We start from the raw sequence: 18,617 nt of genomic DNA, 5'->3' as shown, positions 1-18,617 counted from the left end.
GCCATAACGGCTCACGTGGCAAAGTCGGGAAGGCTGTATTCCAAATCGTAGCGGTGTTCGCCCTTGTCGATCGTCAGGTGGAAGACGCCGCTTATGCCCGCCAGATTCCCTGTGCCCGAACCGGGAACGATGGTGATCAGCAACTCCTGCCCCTGCGCAGTCATGACGCCGCGGTGAACCAGCACGAAACTGCCGTTGCGACCGTTCACCGCGCCCGTCACGCGCTCCATGGCGACATAGGCCCCGGACTGACCTTCGCGGACAGCCAGCATCTCACCCGCAGCGGTTCCCTCGATTCCGCCGTGGAAGGTCTTGGCCAAGATCATGCGCCCCGGCAGGTCGGGAGCGGCTTCGAAGGCCGGCGGCGCGGGCGTTATCGAGACCTGGAAGGTTCCGGCGGCGTGTGACATGACGACATTCTCACGAATAGAGGGCGACACGGGATGGGCGGCGGTGGCCCCAGTCAGGCCGAGGCTCAAAGCCACCAGAGCGCCGACCATCAGGCATCCTCCAGCATCACTACGCCGGGCGCCGACTTCAACGCGCCGCGCAGGGCGCCGTCCAGGCGATAGCGACCGGGCAGTTTGACCTCGACCTCCCGCCCCTGCTCCAGCCCGGCGATCATCAGGGAAATCTCTCCTCCCTTCCCGATAGCGCCGGAGCGGGCGCGCTCAAGCCGGCCCTTCAACGCCTCGGCGTCCGCGGTTCGGGCCGAGACGTGGATGCGCAGACCGATGTTGGCGTCGTCCAACAGATTGTCCATCTGCCAGGCGTCGTCGCCGAAGAAGCGCACTTCGCCCTCGGACGCCTTGGCGCGGACCCGCACCATGACCGCAGCGCCGGGCTCCAGCACCTCGCGGCATTTACGCAGCTGTTCGGGCGGGAACAGGCATTCGAACTCGCCCGTCGGGTCCGAGAAGGTGACGAAGGCGAACTTCTCTCCGGTGCGGGCGCTGGCCCGCTCCTGGCGACGGCGCACGACGCCCGCCATCTGGAACGCCTCATGCCCGGCTTCGGCCAGCGACAAGGCCTCGGCGACGAAGGTGACGCGCTTGCGCTTCAGCGCCGAGGTCATCTCGTCCAGCGGGTGGCCCGACAGATAGAAGCCAACCGCCGCCAGTTCGTGGTCCAGCCGCTCCGGCCCCACCCAGGGATCGACGGTCTTCAGCCGGGGCCGCGCCGCGTGCGCCTGATCTCCGCCGAACAGGCTGACCTGGGACGAGGCACGTTCGGCCGCCACGCTCTGGCAATAGGCCATCAGCACATCGGCCTGCTCCACCAGCTGTCGCCGGTTCGGGTGGATGCTGTCGAACGCCCCGGCCTTGGCCAGGCCCTCCAGCGCGCGCTTGTTGACGCTGCGTGGATCGACCCGTTCCAGGAAGTCGAAGATGTCGGCGAACCGTCCCCCGGTCTCGCGCACCTCGATGACGTGGCGCATGGCCTCCAGGCCGACGTTGCGGATGGCGCCCAGGGCATAGAGCACTGCCTCCTGCCCTTCCTCCCACGCCACGTCGAAGTCGGCGGAGGAGCGGTTGATGTCGGGCGCCAGCACCGGCACCTCGAACCGTCGCGCGTCCTGATAGAAGACCGCCAGCTTGTCCGTATTGGACAGGTCCAGGCTCATGGAGGCGGCGAAGAACTCGACCGGATGATTGGCCTTCAGCCAGCCGGTCTGGAACGAGATCAGCGCATAGGCCGCCGCGTGCGACTTGTTGAAGCCATAGCCGGCGAACTTGGCCACCAGGTCGAAGATCGATCCGGACTGGCTTTCGGAAACGCCCTTCTCCAGCGCGCCCTTGACGAAGCGCGCCCGCTGGAAGTCCATCTCCTCCTTCTTCTTCTTGCCCATGGCGCGACGCAACAGGTCGGCCTCACCCAGGCTGTAACCCGCCAGGATCTGGGCGATCTTCATCACCTGCTCCTGGTAGATGATGACCCCATAGGTCTCGGTCAGCACCTCCTTCAGACTGGGGTGCAGATAATCGACCTCGGCCCGGCCGAACTTCCGGTCGATATAGGTGTCGATCATTTCCATCGGCCCCGGCCGATAGAGGGAGATCAGGGCCGTCACCTCCTCGATGGAGCCGCAGCGCATCTTGCGCAGGGTGTCGCGCATGCCCTGAGATTCCAGCTGGAACACCCCGACCGTCTGGCCCGAGGCCATCAGCTCATAGGTCTTGCCGTCGTCCAGCGGCAGCTGGTTCCACACCGGCGCCGCGCCCCGCCGCGACAGATAGCCGTGCGCCCGGTCCAGGGTCGTCAGGGTCTTCAGGCCCAGGAAGTCGAACTTCACCAGACCCGCCGGCTCAACCCATTTCATGTTGAACTGGGACGCCGGAATGGTGGAGCGCGGGTCCTGATAAAGGGGAACCAGCTCGGTCAGGGGGCGGTCGCCGATCACGATCCCGGCCGCGTGGGTCGAGGCGTTGCGATAAAGCCCCTCCAGCTCCAGCGCCGTCTCCAGCAGGGTCTGGACCGCCGGTTCGGCGTCGCGCGCCTCCTTCAGGCGCGGCTCAAGCTCGATGGCCTGGGCCAGGGTGACGGGATTGGCCGGATTGTTCGGCACCATTTTGCAGAGCCGGTCCACCTGGCCCAGCGGCATCTGCAACACTCGACCGACATCGCGCAGGACGGCTCGCGCCTGGAGCGTGCCAAAGGTGATGATCTGGGCGACGCGGTCCTTGCCGTAGCGGGCCTGGACGTAGTCGATCACCTCTTCGCGCCGCTCCTGGCAGAAGTCGATGTCGAAGTCGGGCATGGAGACCCGTTCGGGATTCAAGAACCGTTCGAACAGCAGGCCGAACCGCAAGGGGTCCAGATCGGTGATGGTCAGGGACCAGGCGACCAGCGACCCGGCGCCGGACCCCCGCCCCGGGCCCACTGGAATGCCGTGTTCCTTGGCCCATTTGATGAAGTCCGACACGATCAGGAAGTAGCCGGGGAACCCCATCTGCTGGATGATCCCGACCTCCCATTCCAGGCGGGCCCAATACTCCGCCTCCGGCACGGCCGGCGACACCTGAGACAGCCGGACCTTCAGCCCCTCGCGCGCCTGATGCGCCAGTTCGTCGGCCTCCGACCGCCCCGCCCCCGTATCGAAGCGTGGCAGGATCGGCGCATGGGTCTTCACAAGAAAGGCGCATCGCCGCGCGATGTCGATGGTGTTGTCGCAGGCCTCGGGCAGGTCGGCGAACAGGGTCCGCATCGTCTCGGCCGATTTGAACCAGTGTTCGCCGGTGATCCGACGGCGATCTTCCTGGCCGGTGAAGGCGCCGTCGGCGATGCACAGCAGGGCGTCGTGCGACTTCGCCTGCGCCGCCTTGGCGTAATAGACGTCGTTGGTCGCCACCAGCGGCGCGTCATGGTCGTAGGCCCAGCGCACCAGCCCGCCTTCGGCCGCGCGCTCGTCGTTCAGATTGTGGCGTTGAAGCTCGACATAGAAGCGGTCGCCGAACGCGGCCTGCATGATCTGCAAGACCTGCCCCGCCTCATCGGTCTTACCCTGGACGAACAGGGGATCGACCGGCCCGTCCGGGCCGCCCGACAGCAGGATCAACCCCTCCGCGCGCGCCGCGACCTGCGCCCACTCCACGCCCGGCTCGGCCATTTCGCCCGCTTCCAGATAGGCGGCGGACGACAGGGCGCACAGGTTCAACCACCCCGTCTCGTTCTGCGCCAGAAGAACCACGGTCGGCGTCTTGGCCCAGCGCGCATTGATCTGACCGCCGATTCCGCGCACCGGCAGGGCGCAGGCCACGATGGGCTGGACCCCCGCGTCCTTGGCCGTCTGGCTGAACTCCAAGGCGCCGAACAGATTGGCCCGGTCGGCGACCGCGATGGCCGGCATGCCGGCGTCGGCCGCCATCTTGCCGACCTTGCTTGCCTTGATGGCGCCTTCCAGCAGCGAATAGGCCGAGCGCACCCGCAGATGGACGAACCCCGTGGCCCCTGCTGCGCTCATCGTTCGCTCCTTCAACTCGACCGCCGATCAGACGCCGACTCGGCGCGACTGCCAACGACCCAGCCATGGCATCATACGCTCGTGGCCATCAACGCCGCCTGCCAGACCATCCAGACGAAGCCGCCGCACGACGCAAGCGACAGCATATCCCTCATCAAACGCGGCATGGTCTTATCCCCAGATCACCCTGTGTGTTCCGGGAATGTTCTATGTTCGACATTTGTTCACGTCAAGCGCCCGGGGCGTGAAATCCGATCCGCGTCAGGGCCGAGGCCAAGGCGGCCGAATTGGGCGACTGCGTCTTTCGCGACAGGCTGGCCCGGAAAAACTCGACCGTTCGCGGACTAAGGTTCAGGGCCTGAGCGATCTGTTTGGTGGTTCTGCCCGCCACGATGAACTCGGCCACCTGCCGCTCCCGTCGTGTGAAGGTCAGGACATCCTGCCGCGGCATGGAGATCAATACGTCGAGCGCGCGCTGCGCCGCCGACAACAGAGTCTCGGGCGAGGTGGGCTTGGTCAGGACGTTGTCGACCCCCATCCGCATCGCATCGACCGTGGTGAGGACGTCGACATAGGCGCTGACCAGGATCACGGCGTGCCGGCCGAAGGCGCAGAAGGCGCTGACCAGATCCAATCCTTCCACGCCCGGCAGCTTCAGATCGACGACGATACAGGTGGGATCGGCGTCCGACACCCGCATCAGGGCATCCAGCGGGTCGCTGAATCCGATGGCGGCGTAACCGGCCTCGCGGAACGTCAACACCGTCATCGACAGGATAGTGGCGTCGTCGTCCACCACCACGATTTCAGGACCGACGTGCGTTTCGGCGCGACTCCGCGCCCGCCCGGTGTCGGAGGCTGCGGCCTCGGCCTGCTGATTCACATCTCTCACGCCGCAGTCTCGGTCACGGCGAGCCCAAGTCTCTTCATCGACCCAGGATATAGGGCCGCTTTGGGATGGAACACCTCGTATTCTCACGCAATTGCCGCCTAAGAACGCGATTCGGTCCCATCAGTAGGCGTGGCTCTCCGCCGCCCGCTCTTCCAACTGGCCGTCTTTCAGGGCGAAGACGCGGTCCATATGGCCCGCCAGCTCCATGTTGTGAGTGGCGATCAGCCCCCCCACGCCGGTGGTCTTGGCCAGGGATCTCAGGGCCTCGAACACCGACTGGCTGGTCGTCGGGTCCAGGTTGCCGGTCGGTTCGTCGGCCAGCAGCAGGCGCGGCCCGTTGACCAGGGCTCGCCCGATGGCGACCCGCTGCTGCTCTCCGCCCGACAGCTGGGCCGGCTGGTGCGTCAGGCGGTCACCCAGGCCCAGGGCCTTCAGCGTCTCCTCCGCGCGACGGCGGGCTTCGCCCTGCGACACGCCGGCGATCCGCATCGGCAGGGCGACGTTGTCGCGGGCGTCGAACTCGGGCAGCAGGTGGTGAAACTGATAGACGAAGCCGATCCGGCCTAGCCGCAGACGGGTGCGCGCCCGTTCGTCCAGGTCGCCGACCGCCTCTCCGTCGATGGTCACGGTCCCGGCCGTCGGCCGCTCCAGCAGGCCCGCCGCATGCAGCAGCGACGACTTGCCAGACCCAGAAGGCCCAATCAGGCCGACGATCTCGCCCGGATAGACGTCCAGATCGACGCCCCTCAGCACCGTCAGGCCGCCTTGGGCGGTGTCATAGGTGCGCGTCAGCCCGCGCACGGACAGGATGGAGGCGGACCTACTCATAACGCAACGCCTCGATCGGATCGATCCGGGTAGCCAGCCACGACGGGATCAGGCTGGCGACGCAGGACATGAAGGTCGCCCAGACGGTGATCCAGATCACGTCCACCGGATCGACCAGGGCCGGCACGGAATCGAGCGTATAGACATCGGCGTTGAACAGCTTGGTCTGGAACACCCACTCCAGGAAATGCTGGATGGAGCCGATGTTCAGGCAGAACAGCAGCCCCAGGACCAGGCCGGCGACGGTGCCCGCCACCCCGATCATCGACCCGGCCATGAAGAAGACGCGCAGGATGGCCGAGGGGCTGGCGCCGATGGTGCGCAGTATGGCGATGTCCTTGGTCTTGTTCTTCACCAGCATGACGATGCCGGAGATGATGTTCAGGGCGGCGATGGCCACCACCATGCCCAGAATGATGCTCATGGCGACCCGCTCGACCTTCAGAGCGCCGTAGAAGGCGGCCTGGCGCTCGCGCCAGTCGGTTACGACCGCGCCGGGCCCGGCAGCCTCGCGGATGGCGTCGGTCATTGCGCCCACCTTGTCGGCGTCGGCGACCTTGATCTCGATCACGTCCCAGACGCCCTCCTTGCCGAAGAACAGCTGCTGCTGCTCCAGCGGCATGAACATGAAGGCCCGGTCGTAGTCGGCCGCCCCCGAGCGGAACAGGCCGCCGACGAAATAGGTCTTTTCCAAGCCGCCCAGATTGCCGAAGGCGCTGTCGGCGCCGGTCGGGGAATACAGGGTGAGCGGATCGCCGACCCGCACGCCCAGCGAGTTGGCCAGGGCCGCGCCGATCAGGATACGGTCCCCGCCATAGGCGCCCTTGCCGAAGCTCTCCCGCTCGGCCGGCGTCAGACTGTCGAACACGAATCTGGTGTCGGCCAGGTCCTCGGGCCGGACCCCGCGCACCACGGCGCCGGTCGTATAGCCGCCGACGCGCACCAGGCTCTGCGCCTCGTTCAGGGGGCTGGCGCTGACCACCCCCGGCACAGCGGCGATCCGTTTCAGCGCGGCGTCACGATCCGGCGACGTCAGGACCGGCCCCTGCACATACATATGCCCGTTGAACGACAGCATGCGCCCCAACAGTTCGGTACGGAACCCGGACATGATGCTCAGCACCACGATCAGCGCCATCACCGCCAGCAGGATGCCGACGAAGCTGATGATGGCGATCAGGGCGACCCCGCCCTCCTTGCGCTTGGCGCGCAGATAGCGAAGGGCCAGGCCGATCTCCCAAGAGGAGAAGGCGCGGGAAGAACGGACAGGCAGGCTCAAGCCGTCAACCTTTCAATCGCTTCGGCCAAGGCGACGGAGACCTTCTCGCCGGTGTCTCGGCGCTTCAACTCGACCACGCCCTCGGCCAAACCCTTGGGACCGATGGTCAGTTGCCACGGTACGCCGATCAAATCGGCGGTGGCGAACTTGCCGCCCGGCCGTTCGTCGGTGTCGTCGTAGAGAACGTCCTTGCCGAGCGTCTCCAACTGGGCGACCGCGTCTTCGCAGGCGGCCGAGACAGCCTCGTCATTGGCGCGCAGATTGATCACGACCACGTCGAACGGCGCGACCGCGTCGGGCCAGATGATGCCGCCGTCGTCGTGGCTGGCCTCGATGATGGCGCCCAGAAGGCGCGACACCCCGACGCCATAGCTGCCCATATGGACCTCGGCGTCCTGACCGTCAGGTCCGGCGACCTTGGCCTTCATCGGGGCCGAGTATTTCGTGCCAAAGTAGAAGATGTGGCCGACCTCGATGCCGCGCGCCGACAGTCGGTCGCCCTCGGCGGTGTCGGCCTCGAACCGGGCCGGGTCGTGCATCTCTTCGGTGGCGGCGTAGAGGGCGGTGCGCTCGTCGAACACGGCCTGGACGGCTTCGGGGCTGAAATCGTCGCCGGGCGCGGGCATCTCGACCAGCTTGCGGTCGCAGAAAACCTCGCTCTCGCCCGTCTCGGCCAGGACGATGAACTCGTGGCTCAGGTCGCCGCCTATGGGGCCGGTGTCGGCGCGCATCGGCACGGCCTTCAGGCCCAGGCGCGCGAAGGTGTTCAGATAGGCGGTGAACATCCTATTGTAGGCGACACGCGCCGCCGCCTCGTCCACGTCGAACGAATAGGCGTCCTTCATCAGGAACTCGCGGCCCCGCATCACGCCGAAGCGCGGGCGGCGCTCGTCGCGGAACTTCCACTGGATGTGAAACAGGTTCAGCGGCAGCGATTTGTAGGACTTCACATAGGCCCGGAAGATGTCGGTGATCATCTCCTCGTTGGTGGGGCCGTACAGCAGTTCGCGCTCATGCCGGTCGGTGATTCGCAGCATTTCGGGACCATAGGCATCGTAACGTCCGCTCTCGCGCCACAGGTCGGCCAGTTGCAGTGTCGGCATCAGCAGTTCGACTGCCCCCGCCCTCGCCTGCTCCTCGCGCACGATCTGCTCGATCTTGCGCAGCACTTTCAGACCCAGCGGCAGCCAGGCGTAGATGCCGGCGGCCTCCTGCTTGATCATGCCGGCGCGCAGCATCAGCTGGTGCGAAACGATCTGGGCGTCCGAAGGGGCTTCCTTCAGCGTGGGCAGGAAAAAGCGCGACAGGCGCATGGTCGGAAATCCTAGGCGTCGAAACAGACCTAGGCTTTAGCCGGTGCAGCGGGGCGAAAGCTAGGCCGCCGTCGCGTTTAGACCGCCGGCGCGCTGGAGAAGTCCGGCAGCGGCAGCCAGCCGGTGAAGATCAGTACCATCACGAACACCCAGACGACGGCCGACACCCAGGTCGTGGTCAGGAACTTCTTCTTCAGATTGGGCGTGCGCGGCGCGCCCCATTGCGTGCCATCGGTCGGCGGGTCCTTCGTCTCGCCGGCCATGCCCAGCGGCAGGACGGCGAACAGCACCGTCCACCAGACGATGATGTAGATGCCGACCATGGTGAAGACGCCGACAAGCATAAGGAACCTCCTGACCGGACTTTGGCGTCCGGCTGAAACGGGTCTAGAGGATCGGCCTTCCCACGACGAGTCCCCGCCATGCCGCAGATCACCCTGGAATACACCCGTCACCTGGCCCCTCGACTGGACGCCGGTCGCCCTGGACATCCACGCCGCCGCCGTGGAGATCGCCGACGCGGCCCTGTCGGCCTGCAAGACGAGGCTGATCGCGCTGGACCATGTCGTCATCGCCGACGGCGCACCCGAGACCGCCATGCTAGCCTGCCGCATCGGCCTGATGTCGGGCCGAACGTCGGAGCAGAAGAGCGCCCTCAGCGAGCGGGTGCTGGAGATATTGCACTGTGCCCTGCCGTCCCTGAACGGCAAGGTGGAAGTCTCCGCGGAGGTGTTCGAACTGAACGAGACCTATCGAAAAGCCACGATCGGCTGACGCTGCGTCTTCACGGGTGGGGCCGCCCCACCCCGTAACGCGCCGCCAGATAGGGGGCGATGGCGTAATCCTGCAGGAAACGCCGTCCCGTCGTTTCGCTGACCTGGGCCTCGGGCCAGTCCAGCTCACCGTCCAGGATCAGGACGGGACAGCTCTGATGCGCCACCCCGACCTCGGCGATCACGGCTGGGCGCGGTCGGGGGTGATCCAGATAGACCACTTCCAGCGCATCCCGTAGCCGGGGATAAAAGGCCAACACGCCCTCCACATAGGCGCCTGCCGGACAGAACCAGGGCCCGCCCTGATCGTCGCGCCAGTCGGGCTTCAGCAGGAACAGACGTTCGGCCATCCCCGTCTTCTACAGTCTCAACACGATGGTCTCGACGATGGGACGCCGATCCCAGATCTGCTGGCTGGCCTTCTTCAGTACGCGGGCCACCGCCTGTTCGATGACCATCTCGTCGTCCAGCGCCTCGCCCTTCAGGCTCTTGACCACCTGTTCGACCCGCTCGGCCAGATCGTCCAGGGCATCGCCCAGCGGCGTCTTCAGATCGCCGGGCAGGCCGACGCTGCGGATGTCGATGTCGCTGACGATCCGCCCCCGCTTGTCTAGGCAGAAGCTGACGATCAGCACCCCGTTGGTCGAGGCGTGGCGGCGTTCCTTCAGGGCCTCGCCCTGTTCCGTCACCAGCATGCCGCCGTCGACATAGAGACGGCCGTTCGGAACCTCGTCCACGATAGCCGCCGGCCCAGGCGCCAGGCGCACCATGTCGCCGTTGCGCGGCGTCACCGTTTCCGGAACGCCCATCTCCTGGGCCAGGTTGGCGTGTTCCAGCAGGAAGCGGCGCACCCCATGGGTCGGCACGGCGATCTGCGGCCGCGCCCATTCGTACATCTGCTTCAGTTCTTCGCGGCACGGGTGCCCCGAGACGTGGATGCCCGGATGGTCCTTCTCGGTGTAGAGGCGTACGCCCCGATCCGCCAATCGATCCTGCAGCCGGCCAATGGCCAGTTCGTTGCCCGGAATCTGGCGCGAGGAGAAGATGCAGTGATCGCCCAGGCCCAGCTTGACCGTCGGGTGCGTGCCATCCGCGACGCGCGACAGGGCCGCCCTCGCCTCGCCCTGGCTGCCGGTGCACAGATAAAGAATCTGGTCGGCGGGCCAGACGCGGGCCTCCTCGTCCGACAGGAAGGGTTTCACCCCCTGCAGCATGCCGACATGTTTGGCCGCCGCCGTGATCCGGTGCATCGACCGCCCGGCCAGAGCCACGCGACGCCCGCAGGCCTCGGCCGCGCGGATCACGCTGTCCATCCGTGCGACGTTGGAGGCGAAACATCCGACCGCCACACGTCCATTCAGGGTCGAAATCAGGTCGCTCAGCGCCACTGCCACGTCGCCCTCCGACCCGGCGACGCCCGGCACGAAGACATTGGTGGAATCGCACACCATCGCCAGCACGCCCTTGTCGCCCAAGGCGCGGATGGCGGGGGCGTCGGTTTGGCTGCCGATCACCGGCTGGTCGTCGATCTTCCAGTCGCCCGTATGGAACACCAGGCCCAGGGGCGTATCGATGGCCAGGCCGTTCGGCTCGGCGATCGAGTGGGTCATGGTGACGAAGGTCACGCCGAACGGCCCCAACTGGACTGATCCGCCCAGCGGCACCTCGATCAGTTCGACCTGGTCCAGCAGATTGCGCTCGCGCAGCTTGTCGCGGAATCAGATAGGCGGTGAAGGGCGTCGCATAGACCGGCGCCTTCAACTGCGGCCACAACCAACCCAGGGCGCCGATATGGTCCTCGTGCGCGTGGGTCAGGACGATGCCGCGAATGGTCTCGCCTTGCAGGAAGGCGGGATCGGGCACGATCACATCCACGCCTGGCGTGGACAGATCGCCAAAGGTCACGCCCACATCGACGACCAGCCATTCGCGGTTCGTCTCGGGCCCATAGCCATAGGCGTTCAGATTCATACCGACCTCGTCCGAGCCGCCCAGCGGCAGGAAAACGAGTTCGTCTTGGGTTTGCTTTTTCATTCAGTCCGTCAGATGAGCGTTGCGACGCCAAATTTCGAGGAGTCCGCGGATCGTCAGATCCGAATCGAAGTGGTCGATGCTGTCGGTGGCGCCTTCGAACAGGCTGGCCACGCCGCCGGTGCCGATGACGGTCATGGGGCCGCCCCACTCCGTCTTGATGCGTCCGACCAGACCTTCGATCAGCGAGACATAGCCCCAGAAGACCCCGGATTGCATGGCCTCAACCGTGCCCTTGCCGATGACCTTGTCGGGCCTTTGGATGGCGATGCGCGGCAGCTTGGCCGCCGCCTCGTGCAGCGCCTGCAGCGACAGATTGATGCCCGGCGCGATCAGCCCGCCCTCGAAGGCGCCGTCCTCGGCGACAATGTCGAAGGTGGTGGCCGTGCCGCTGTCGATCACGATCAGGTCGCCGGGATAGACTAGTTTGGCCCCGATGGCGTTGACCAGACGGTCCGCCCCCGCCTCGCTGGGCTTGGCGATCCGCACGTCGATGCCCAGATCGACGTTCTCGCCGATCACCAAGGGCTCAAGGTTCAGATAACGCCGCGCCAGATTGCGCAGGTTGAAGATCGACTGCGGCACCACGCTGGAGATGATGCAGCCCGTCAACTGCTCGAACCTCAGCCCCTTCATGGCCAGAAGCTGGTTCAGCCAGACGGCGTATTCGTCGGCGGTGCGGCTGGCCTCGGTCGCGGCGCGCCACTGGGCGATCCATTCCGCGCCGTCGTGAACCGCGAACAGCGTGTTCGTATTGCCCTGTTCGATGGCCAGCAGCATCAGGCGGTCTCGCCCTGCGGCGTCGCGCCGAAGAAGACGTCGCCGGCGGAAATCAGCCGCGCCGAGCCGTCGGCCAGACGCACACGAAGCGCGCCGTGGGCTTCCACACCCTCGGCCACGCCTTCGAGCGTCTCATGATCCAGCCGCACCGTGCAGGGGCCGCCCAAGCCTGTCAGGCGGCTGGTCCAGGCGTCCAGCACCGGCTCGAACCCCAGGGTCTGCCAACGGCCCCACCAGACGGCGAAGGTCTCAGCCAGGATTTCTGCCGCGGCCTCCACCGGGGGCGCGAACGCCAGATCGGCGCGCAGGCGGTCGGCGATGGCGCCCGAGACGGACTCCGTTCCCTCCGGCGCATGGGTCAGATTGACCCCGATCCCGACGGCCAGCCACAGCCCCCCGCCCGGATGCGGCCCGCTCTCAACCAGGATGCCCGACGCCTTGCGTCCGTCCAGAAGCACGTCGTTGGGCCATTTGATGGAAACCAAGGCCGGGGACACGAACACGTCCATCAGGTCCGCGACAGCAAGGGCGGCGATGAAGGTCGTCTGGGCGGCTTCGCGCGCTGTGCCCTGAACCCGGATCAGCAGGGTCGCGGCCAGGTTTCCTGGCTTATCGATCCAGGCCCTGCCCCGTCGTCCGCGCCCCGCCGTCTGACGACGGGCCACGATCCACCTCGGGCCCGGTTCGCCGGCCTCGGCCAGACGCCGCGCCTCCGACAGGGTGGAGTCGATCTCGTCGAGAATGACCAGGGGGGCGGGCGTCAACGCCCTATCCGTTCCCGAAGCCGGCGCTCGCGGCCTTGGTCAGCGGTTCCAGCCAGGTCAGACCCACAAGCACCAGCGGGAAGGCGAAGGCCGCGCACGCCCAGCCGATCCATTGCGCCTCGACCGGCGCCTTATCGGTCGCCGTCTCGTCCACGGGCGCATCGAACCACATCAGCTTGATGATCCGCAGATAGTAGAAGGCGGCCACGACCGAGGCGACCAGACCGGCGGCGGCGACCGGCCACAACCCGGCGTTGGCGGCGGCGCCGAACACATAGTATTTGCCCCAGAAGCCCGAGAACGGCGGCATCCCCAGGACCGACAGCGACAGGACGGTCAGGGCCACCGCCGTCAGCGGCTTGTCCTTCTTCAGCCCCGCCAGATCCTGGATGCGACGGATCGGACGACCCGAGCGCGACAGCGACAGCAGAATGGCGAAGAAGCCCAACTGGTCGATGACATAAAGCGTCATGAACATCAGCATGGCCTGCAGTCCCGCCGACGTGCCCGCCGCGATGCCCAGCAGCGCATAGCCGATGTTGGCGATGGACGAATAGGCCAGCAGGCGCTGGATGTCCTTCTGCGCCAGACCGCCGAAGGCGCCGACTACGAAGCTGATCAGGGAGATGGCGATCAGAACCTGCGACCACTGCGCGTGGGCGTCGCCGAAACCGGTTTCCAGCGTCCGCGCGATCAGGACCATGGCCGCCACCTTCGGGGCCGTGGCGAACAGGGCCACGACCGGGGTCGGCGCGCCCTCATAGACGTCGGGTGTCCACATGTGGAACGGCGCGGCCGAGACCTTGAACGCCAGGCCGCAGATCAGGAAGACCAGGCCAAACAGCAGGCCGGTCGACGGATGGTCGACGGCGAAGGCGGCGATGTCCTCGAACCGCATCGAACCGGCGAAGCCATAGATCAGGCTGGCGCCGTACAGCAGCAGACCCGACGACAGGGCGCCCAGGACGAAATACTTCAGGCCCGCTTCCGACGCCTTGACGTTGTCACGGTGGAAGGCGGCCAGCACATAGAGGGCCAGCGAATGCAGCTCGATGCCGACATACATTGAGATCAGGTCGCCCGAGGACGCCATCATCCCCATGCCGACCGAGGCCAGAACGATCAGGACCGGATATTCGGACTTGGCGATGCGGGTCCGTTTCATCCAGCCGTCGCCCAGGATGATGGCGACCGCCGCCGACAGATAGATCAGGCTCTTGGCGTAGATGGCCAGCGGATCGGCCACATAGGCGCCGTTGAAGGCGACGCCCCACGGGCCTGCGACGGCGATGACCGACGCGGCGATCAGCAGCAGCACTGACAGGACGGACACCAGCCGGGAGCTCTTGTCGCCGATGAAGGCGCCGACCATCAGCAGGACCAGGGCGCCGACCGCGAGGGTGACTTCCGAAGCGGCGAGATGCAGGGCGGAGGACAGATCAGGCATTATGGTCTCACCCGCCGATCGCGGCGCGATAGGTGCTGGTCAGGGCCTCGACGGCAGGCCCGGTGTAATCGAGGACGGAAGCCGGATGGACCCCCAGCCAGATGGCGCCGACGATCAGGGGCACGAACAGCAGCAGTTCGCGCTTGTCGATGTCGGTGATGGTCTCAAGCTTCGGATTGGTGATCTCGCCGAACATGACCGCGCGATAAAGGGTCAGCGCATAGACCGCCGAGAAGATCACGCCCGAGGCCGCGACCAGCGCCGCCCAGGTCGAGGCGTGATAGGCGCCCGTCATGGTCAGCACTTCGCCGATGAAACCCGAGGTTCCCGGCAGGCCGACGTTGGCCATGGTGAACATCAGGAAGATGGCCGCATACCAGGGCATCTTGGACGTCAGGCCACCGTAAAGCGCGATCTCGCGGGTGTGCATCCGATCATAGACCACGCCCACGCACAGGAACAGCGCGCCCGAGATCAAGCCGTGGCTGATCATCTGGAAGACCGCGCCCTGCAGGCCGATGTCGTTGCCGGAGAAGATGCCCAGGGTGACGAATCCCATGTGAGCGATCGACGAGTAGGCGATCAGCTTCTTCATGTCCGTCTGACGCCAGGCGACCAGCGACGTATAGACGATGGCGATCACCGACAGGGTGAAGACCAGCGGCCGGAACATCTCCGACGCCATCGGGAACATCGGGACGTTGAACAGGACGAAGCCGTAGCCGCCCAGCTTCAGCAGGATGCCGGCCAGGATGACCGACCCGGCCGTCGGCGCCTGAACGTGGGCGTCCGGCAGCCAGGTGTGGACCGGCCACATCGGCATCTTGACCGCGAACGAGGCGAAGAAGGCCAGCCACAGGATCGGCTGGACAGCCGGATCGAAGGCGAACCGCTTCAGCTCGGGAATGCTGGTGGTGCCCGCCGTATGCGCCATCCACAGCATGGCCAGCAGCATCAGCACCGAGCCCAGCAGGGTGTAGAGGAAGAATTTATAGGCCGCGTAGATCCGGTTCTGACCGCCCCAGATGCCGATGATGAGGAACATAGGCACCAGGGTGCCTTCGAAGAAGATATAGAACAGGAACAGGTCCAGCGCCGTGAACACGCCGATGACCAGAGTTTCCAGGATCAGGAAAGCGATCATATATTCGACGACGCGCTTATCGACCGACTTCCAGCTGGCCACGATGCAGATCGGCATCAGGAAGGCCGTCAACAGGACGAACAGGATCGAAATCCCGTCGACGCCCAGGTGATAGCTGGCGCCGGCGAACCAGGGCGCGAACTCGACGAACTGATAGCCGGTGTCGGCCGGGTTGAAACCGGCGACCAGCACGACCGACACCGCCAGAACGACCAGCGTCGTCATCAGGGCGATCCAGCGCGCGGCGGGCGCGGCGGCGTCCTGCGACTTGGACGACAGCCGGGCGACGAAGATCGCCAGGGCCCCGACCAGGGGCAGGAATGTAACGAGGCTCAGGATGTAGGGCACGGGCTCAGGCTCCCCACGCGAGGATGGCGAAGGTGAGCAGACCGGCCACCCCGAGCAGCATCACGAAGGCATAGTGATAGACATAGCCGGACTGGATCTTGCCCAGCCGCGCGGCGGATTTCAGAGACGCCCAGGCGGCGCCGTTCGGCCCCAGCCCGTCGATGATCTTCACGTCACAGATCTTCCAGAAGAAGTTCCCGATGGCGCGGAACCCGCGCACGAAGACGAAGTCGTACAGCTCGTCGAAATACCACTTGTTGTAGAGGAAGCGGTATATGACGCCGTTCCGCTCGGCCATGCGACGGCCCATGCCTTCGCGGGCGACATAGATCCAATAGGCGAAGGCCGTGCCGATCAGCGTCAGGATCAGCGGCGACCACTTCACCCAGGTCGGGACCGCGTGGCTTTCGTGCAGGACGTGGTTGTGTTCGCCGGTGAAGATGGCGCCGCGCCAGAATTCGCCCTCGTGGTGGCCGATGAAGTGCGGCGCGAAGACGAAGCCGGCGGCGACGGCGCCGACCGACAGCAGGATCAGCGGGATCAGCATGACCGGCGGGCTTTCATGCGGCTGCAGCGGGCCATGGTGGTCGTGAGCATGGTCGTCATGCGCGTGAGCATGGGCGACGGCGTGGCCATGATCGTCGGGCAGCGGCTCGGAATGCGTCTCAAGCTGAGCGTCCGTGGCGTGATCGTCGGCGTGATGCGCCCCCTCTTCCTTCCAAACGGGCTTGTTGTGGAAGGTCATGAAGACCAGGCGCCACGAATAGTAGGCCGTCAGACCGGCGGCGATGATGCCGACGAAGAAGGCGAATAGACCGATGGCCGAGTGACCCGAGGCCGCCGAAGCATAGGCGCTCTCGATGATCGAATCCTTGGAGTAGAAGCCTGCGAAGCCGCCGACGCCGGGAATGCCCAGGCCGGTGATGGCGATGGTGCCGATGGTCATCACCGCATAGGTGACCGGCAGCAGCTTCCACAGCCCGCCCATCTTCCGCATGTCCTGTTCGTGGTGCATCCCGTGGATCACCGAACCGGCGCCCAGGAACAGCAGGGCCTTGAAGAAGGCGTGGGTGAACAGGTGGAACATGGCGGCCTGATAGGCCCCGACGCCCGCCGCGAAGAACATGTAGCCCAGCTGCGAACAAGTCGAATAGGCGATGACCCGCTTGATGTCGTTCTGGGTCAGGCCAACCGTCGCGGCGAACAGGGCCGTGATCGCGCCGATGATGGCGATGATCTGCGACGCGCCAGGCGCATACTCATAGATCGGGCTCAGCAGACAGACCATATAGACGCCCGCCGTCACCATGGTCGCGGCATGGATCAGGGCCGACACCGGCGTCGGACCTTCCATCGCGTCCGGCAGCCAGGTGTGCAGGAAGAACTGGGCCGACTTGCCCATGGCGCCGATGAACAGCAGGAAGCCGGCCAGATCCAGCGCGGACCAGTGAACGCCCAGGAACTCCCAGGTCGTGCCGGCCTTGGTGGCGATCAGCGGAAACAGTTCGGCGAAGTTGATGGTGCCGTACATCCAGAAGATCGTCATGATCCCCAGGACGAAGCCGAAGTCGCCGACGCGGTTGACGACGAAGGCCTTAATGGCGGCGGCGCTGGCCGTCGGCTTCTTGAACCAGAAGCCGATCAGCAGATAGGACGCCAGCCCCACCCCTTCCCAGCCGAAGAAGATCTGCATGAAGTCGGCGGCCGTCACCAGCGCCAGCATCATGAAGGTGAACAGCGACAGATAGGCGAAGAAGCGCGGCCGGCTGTCGTCCTCGGCCATGTAGCCCCAGGAATACAGGTGGACCAGCGACGACACGCTGGTCACGACGATCAGCATGGTCGCCGACAGGGCGTCGATGCGGATCGACCAGGCCGACTGGAATTCGCCCACGTTGATGAAGGGCGCCAGATGGATCGTGAAGGGTTCCAGATGGCCCCAGGTCCACTGACCGAACACCGTCCAGGCGACGGCGCACGAGAAGAACAGCAGACCGGTGGTGACGGCCTGCGACGGGATGTTGCCGATCCGGCGTCCGAAGAAGCCGGCGATGGCCGCGCCCAGCAGCGGGGCGAAAATCCCGAGAATGACGAGGGTATGGAAGGTCACGCTCAGCCCTTCATCACGGAAGCGTCGTCGACCGCGATGTCCCCGCGGTTACGGAAGAAGGTCACAAGGATCGCCAAGCCGACGGCGGCCTCGGCCGCGGCGACCGTCAGGACGAACATGGCCATGATCTGCCCGCTAATGTCCTGCAGATAGGCGGAGAAGGCCACGAAGTTGATGTTCACGGCCAGCAGGATCAGTTCGATCGACATCAGGATGATGATGACGTTCTTGCGGTTCACGAAGATGCCGAACACCCCGATGGTGAACAGGATGGCGGCGACCGTCAGATAGTGGGTTAGACCGATGGACATCAGAGAAGCTCCTCGGGCGAGACGCCCTGCCCGGTTGGGACCGACCTGACCTCCATCGCCTTGGCGGCCGAACGGTTGACCTGGTCGGCGATGTTCTGGCGCTTGATGTGCGGCTTGTGGCGCAGCGTCAGGGTAATGGCGCCGATCATGGCGATCAGCAGCACGATCCCGGCCGCCTGGAAGAAGTAGATGTAGTCGGTGTACAGCACCCGGCCGATGGCCTCGACATTGGTCATGCCGGCATTGGGCGCCGCCAGGTCGGCGCCTTCGGCCGCCACGCCGCCGCGCACCACGGCGATGGAGACCATGATCATCTCGGCCAGCAGAACGGCGGCGATGATCGCCCCGATCGGCAGGTAGCGCGCATAACCTTCGCGCAGCTTCAGGAAATCGACGTCCAGCATCATGACGACGAACAGGAACAGCACCGCCACCGCGCCCACATAGACGACGACCAGCAGCATCGCCAAGAATTCAGCCCCCAACAGGACGAACAGGCCCGCCGCCGAAAAGAAGGTCAGGATCAGGAAGAGAACGCTGTGCACGGGGTTGCGCGCGGTCACGACCAGAAGGCCGGAAACCGTGGCGACGCCCGCCAGCAGGAAGAAGGCTATGCTTTGCAGCATGTCGGGACGA

At 65.7% G+C, this 18,617-nt stretch carries 17 protein-coding genes and 1 pseudogene; 1 reads left to right on the top strand and 17 read right to left on the bottom strand.

Annotation, left to right across the window (positions count from 1 at the left end; genetic code table 11):
- Positions 1–11: 11 nt before the first annotated feature.
- The 7 genes from QE389_RS02665 to QE389_RS02635 all read right to left on the bottom strand — a co-directional run bounded on the left by QE389_RS02665 (position 12) and on the right by QE389_RS02635 (position 8,617).
- The gene (locus QE389_RS02665) at positions 12–500 is read right to left on the bottom strand and encodes a DUF3224 domain-containing protein (RefSeq protein ID WP_307364403.1); all 489 of its coding nucleotides are present in this window, start codon (positions 498–500) and stop codon (positions 12–14) included.
- Positions 500–3,961, bottom strand: a complete 3,462-nt coding sequence (gene dnaE, locus QE389_RS02660; protein ID WP_307364401.1) for a DNA polymerase III subunit alpha — start codon at positions 3,959–3,961, stop codon at positions 500–502. Before dnaE ends, QE389_RS02665 begins: the two co-directional genes overlap by 1 nt.
- Positions 3,962–4,190: 229 nt before the next feature.
- The gene (locus tag QE389_RS02655; protein ID WP_307364399.1) at positions 4,191–4,853 is read right to left on the bottom strand and encodes a response regulator transcription factor; all 663 of its coding nucleotides are present in this window, start codon (positions 4,851–4,853) and stop codon (positions 4,191–4,193) included.
- A 120-nt stretch (positions 4,854–4,973) separates the two neighbouring features.
- A complete protein-coding gene (locus QE389_RS02650; RefSeq protein WP_307364397.1) occupies positions 4,974–5,681 on the bottom strand; it encodes an ABC transporter ATP-binding protein in 708 nt (235 codons plus the stop codon).
- Positions 5,674–6,960, bottom strand: a complete 1,287-nt coding sequence (locus QE389_RS02645) for a lipoprotein-releasing ABC transporter permease subunit (RefSeq protein WP_373458285.1) — start codon at positions 6,958–6,960, stop codon at positions 5,674–5,676. Before QE389_RS02645 ends, QE389_RS02650 begins: the two co-directional genes overlap by 8 nt.
- Complete coding sequence (proS, locus tag QE389_RS02640) at positions 6,957–8,273, bottom strand: proline--tRNA ligase (protein ID WP_307364395.1); 1,317 nt, start codon at positions 8,271–8,273, stop codon at positions 6,957–6,959. Before proS ends, QE389_RS02645 begins: the two co-directional genes overlap by 4 nt.
- 77 nt (positions 8,274–8,350) lie before the next feature.
- Positions 8,351–8,617, bottom strand: coding sequence for a DUF1467 family protein (locus QE389_RS02635; protein WP_307364392.1), 267 nt, complete (start codon positions 8,615–8,617; stop codon positions 8,351–8,353).
- 160 nt (positions 8,618–8,777) lie between these two features.
- Here QE389_RS02635 and QE389_RS02630 point away from each other — a divergent pair, with 160 nt between their 5' ends.
- A complete protein-coding gene (locus QE389_RS02630; RefSeq protein WP_307364390.1) occupies positions 8,778–9,047 on the top strand; it encodes an isomerase in 270 nt (89 codons plus the stop codon).
- A gap of 10 nt (positions 9,048–9,057) precedes the next feature.
- On the opposite strand, the gene QE389_RS02625 is transcribed toward QE389_RS02630, so the two are convergent.
- The 10 genes and pseudogenes from QE389_RS02625 to QE389_RS02585 all read right to left on the bottom strand — a co-directional run bounded on the left by QE389_RS02625 (position 9,058) and on the right by QE389_RS02585 (position 18,607).
- Positions 9,058–9,396: a DUF3088 family protein gene (locus QE389_RS02625; protein WP_307364387.1), complete on the bottom strand. Its 339-nt coding sequence runs from the start codon at positions 9,394–9,396 to the stop codon at positions 9,058–9,060.
- A gap of 9 nt (positions 9,397–9,405) precedes the next feature.
- On the bottom strand, positions 9,406–10,359 hold the full coding sequence (locus QE389_RS14615; RefSeq protein WP_373458330.1) for a ribonuclease J: 954 nt from the start codon (positions 10,357–10,359) through the stop codon (positions 9,406–9,408).
- A gap of 322 nt (positions 10,360–10,681) precedes the next feature.
- A pseudogene (locus QE389_RS14610) lies at positions 10,682–11,017 on the bottom strand (MBL fold metallo-hydrolase); the annotation flags it as partial.
- Between the two features lie 63 nt (positions 11,018–11,080).
- Positions 11,081–11,860: a type III pantothenate kinase gene (locus tag QE389_RS02615; protein ID WP_307368872.1), complete on the bottom strand. Its 780-nt coding sequence runs from the start codon at positions 11,858–11,860 to the stop codon at positions 11,081–11,083.
- A complete protein-coding gene (locus tag QE389_RS02610) occupies positions 11,857–12,621 on the bottom strand; it encodes a biotin--[acetyl-CoA-carboxylase] ligase (RefSeq protein ID WP_307364385.1) in 765 nt (254 codons plus the stop codon). Before QE389_RS02610 ends, QE389_RS02615 begins: the two co-directional genes overlap by 4 nt.
- A 4-nt stretch (positions 12,622–12,625) precedes the next feature.
- Positions 12,626–14,068, bottom strand: a complete 1,443-nt coding sequence (gene nuoN, locus QE389_RS02605) for an NADH-quinone oxidoreductase subunit NuoN (protein ID WP_307364384.1) — start codon at positions 14,066–14,068, stop codon at positions 12,626–12,628.
- Between the two features lie 7 nt (positions 14,069–14,075).
- A complete protein-coding gene (locus QE389_RS02600) occupies positions 14,076–15,560 on the bottom strand; it encodes an NADH-quinone oxidoreductase subunit M (RefSeq protein ID WP_307364382.1) in 1,485 nt (494 codons plus the stop codon).
- Positions 15,561–15,564: 4 nt separating this feature from the next.
- A complete protein-coding gene (gene nuoL, locus QE389_RS02595; RefSeq protein WP_307364380.1) occupies positions 15,565–17,670 on the bottom strand; it encodes an NADH-quinone oxidoreductase subunit L in 2,106 nt (701 codons plus the stop codon).
- 2 nt (positions 17,671–17,672) lie between these two features.
- On the bottom strand, positions 17,673–17,981 hold the full coding sequence (gene nuoK, locus QE389_RS02590) for an NADH-quinone oxidoreductase subunit NuoK (protein ID WP_307364378.1): 309 nt from the start codon (positions 17,979–17,981) through the stop codon (positions 17,673–17,675).
- Positions 17,981–18,607, bottom strand: coding sequence for an NADH-quinone oxidoreductase subunit J (locus QE389_RS02585; protein ID WP_307364376.1), 627 nt, complete (start codon positions 18,605–18,607; stop codon positions 17,981–17,983). The genes nuoK and QE389_RS02585 overlap by 1 nt, the downstream gene beginning before the upstream one ends.
- Positions 18,608–18,617 lie beyond the last annotated feature (10 nt).

Source organism: Brevundimonas sp. SORGH_AS_0993, assembly GCF_030818545.1.
GTDB lineage: Bacteria > Pseudomonadota > Alphaproteobacteria > Caulobacterales > Caulobacteraceae > Brevundimonas.
Note: the sequence above shows the minus strand (reverse complement) of the source record. Positions and strands in the feature narration are given on the sequence as shown.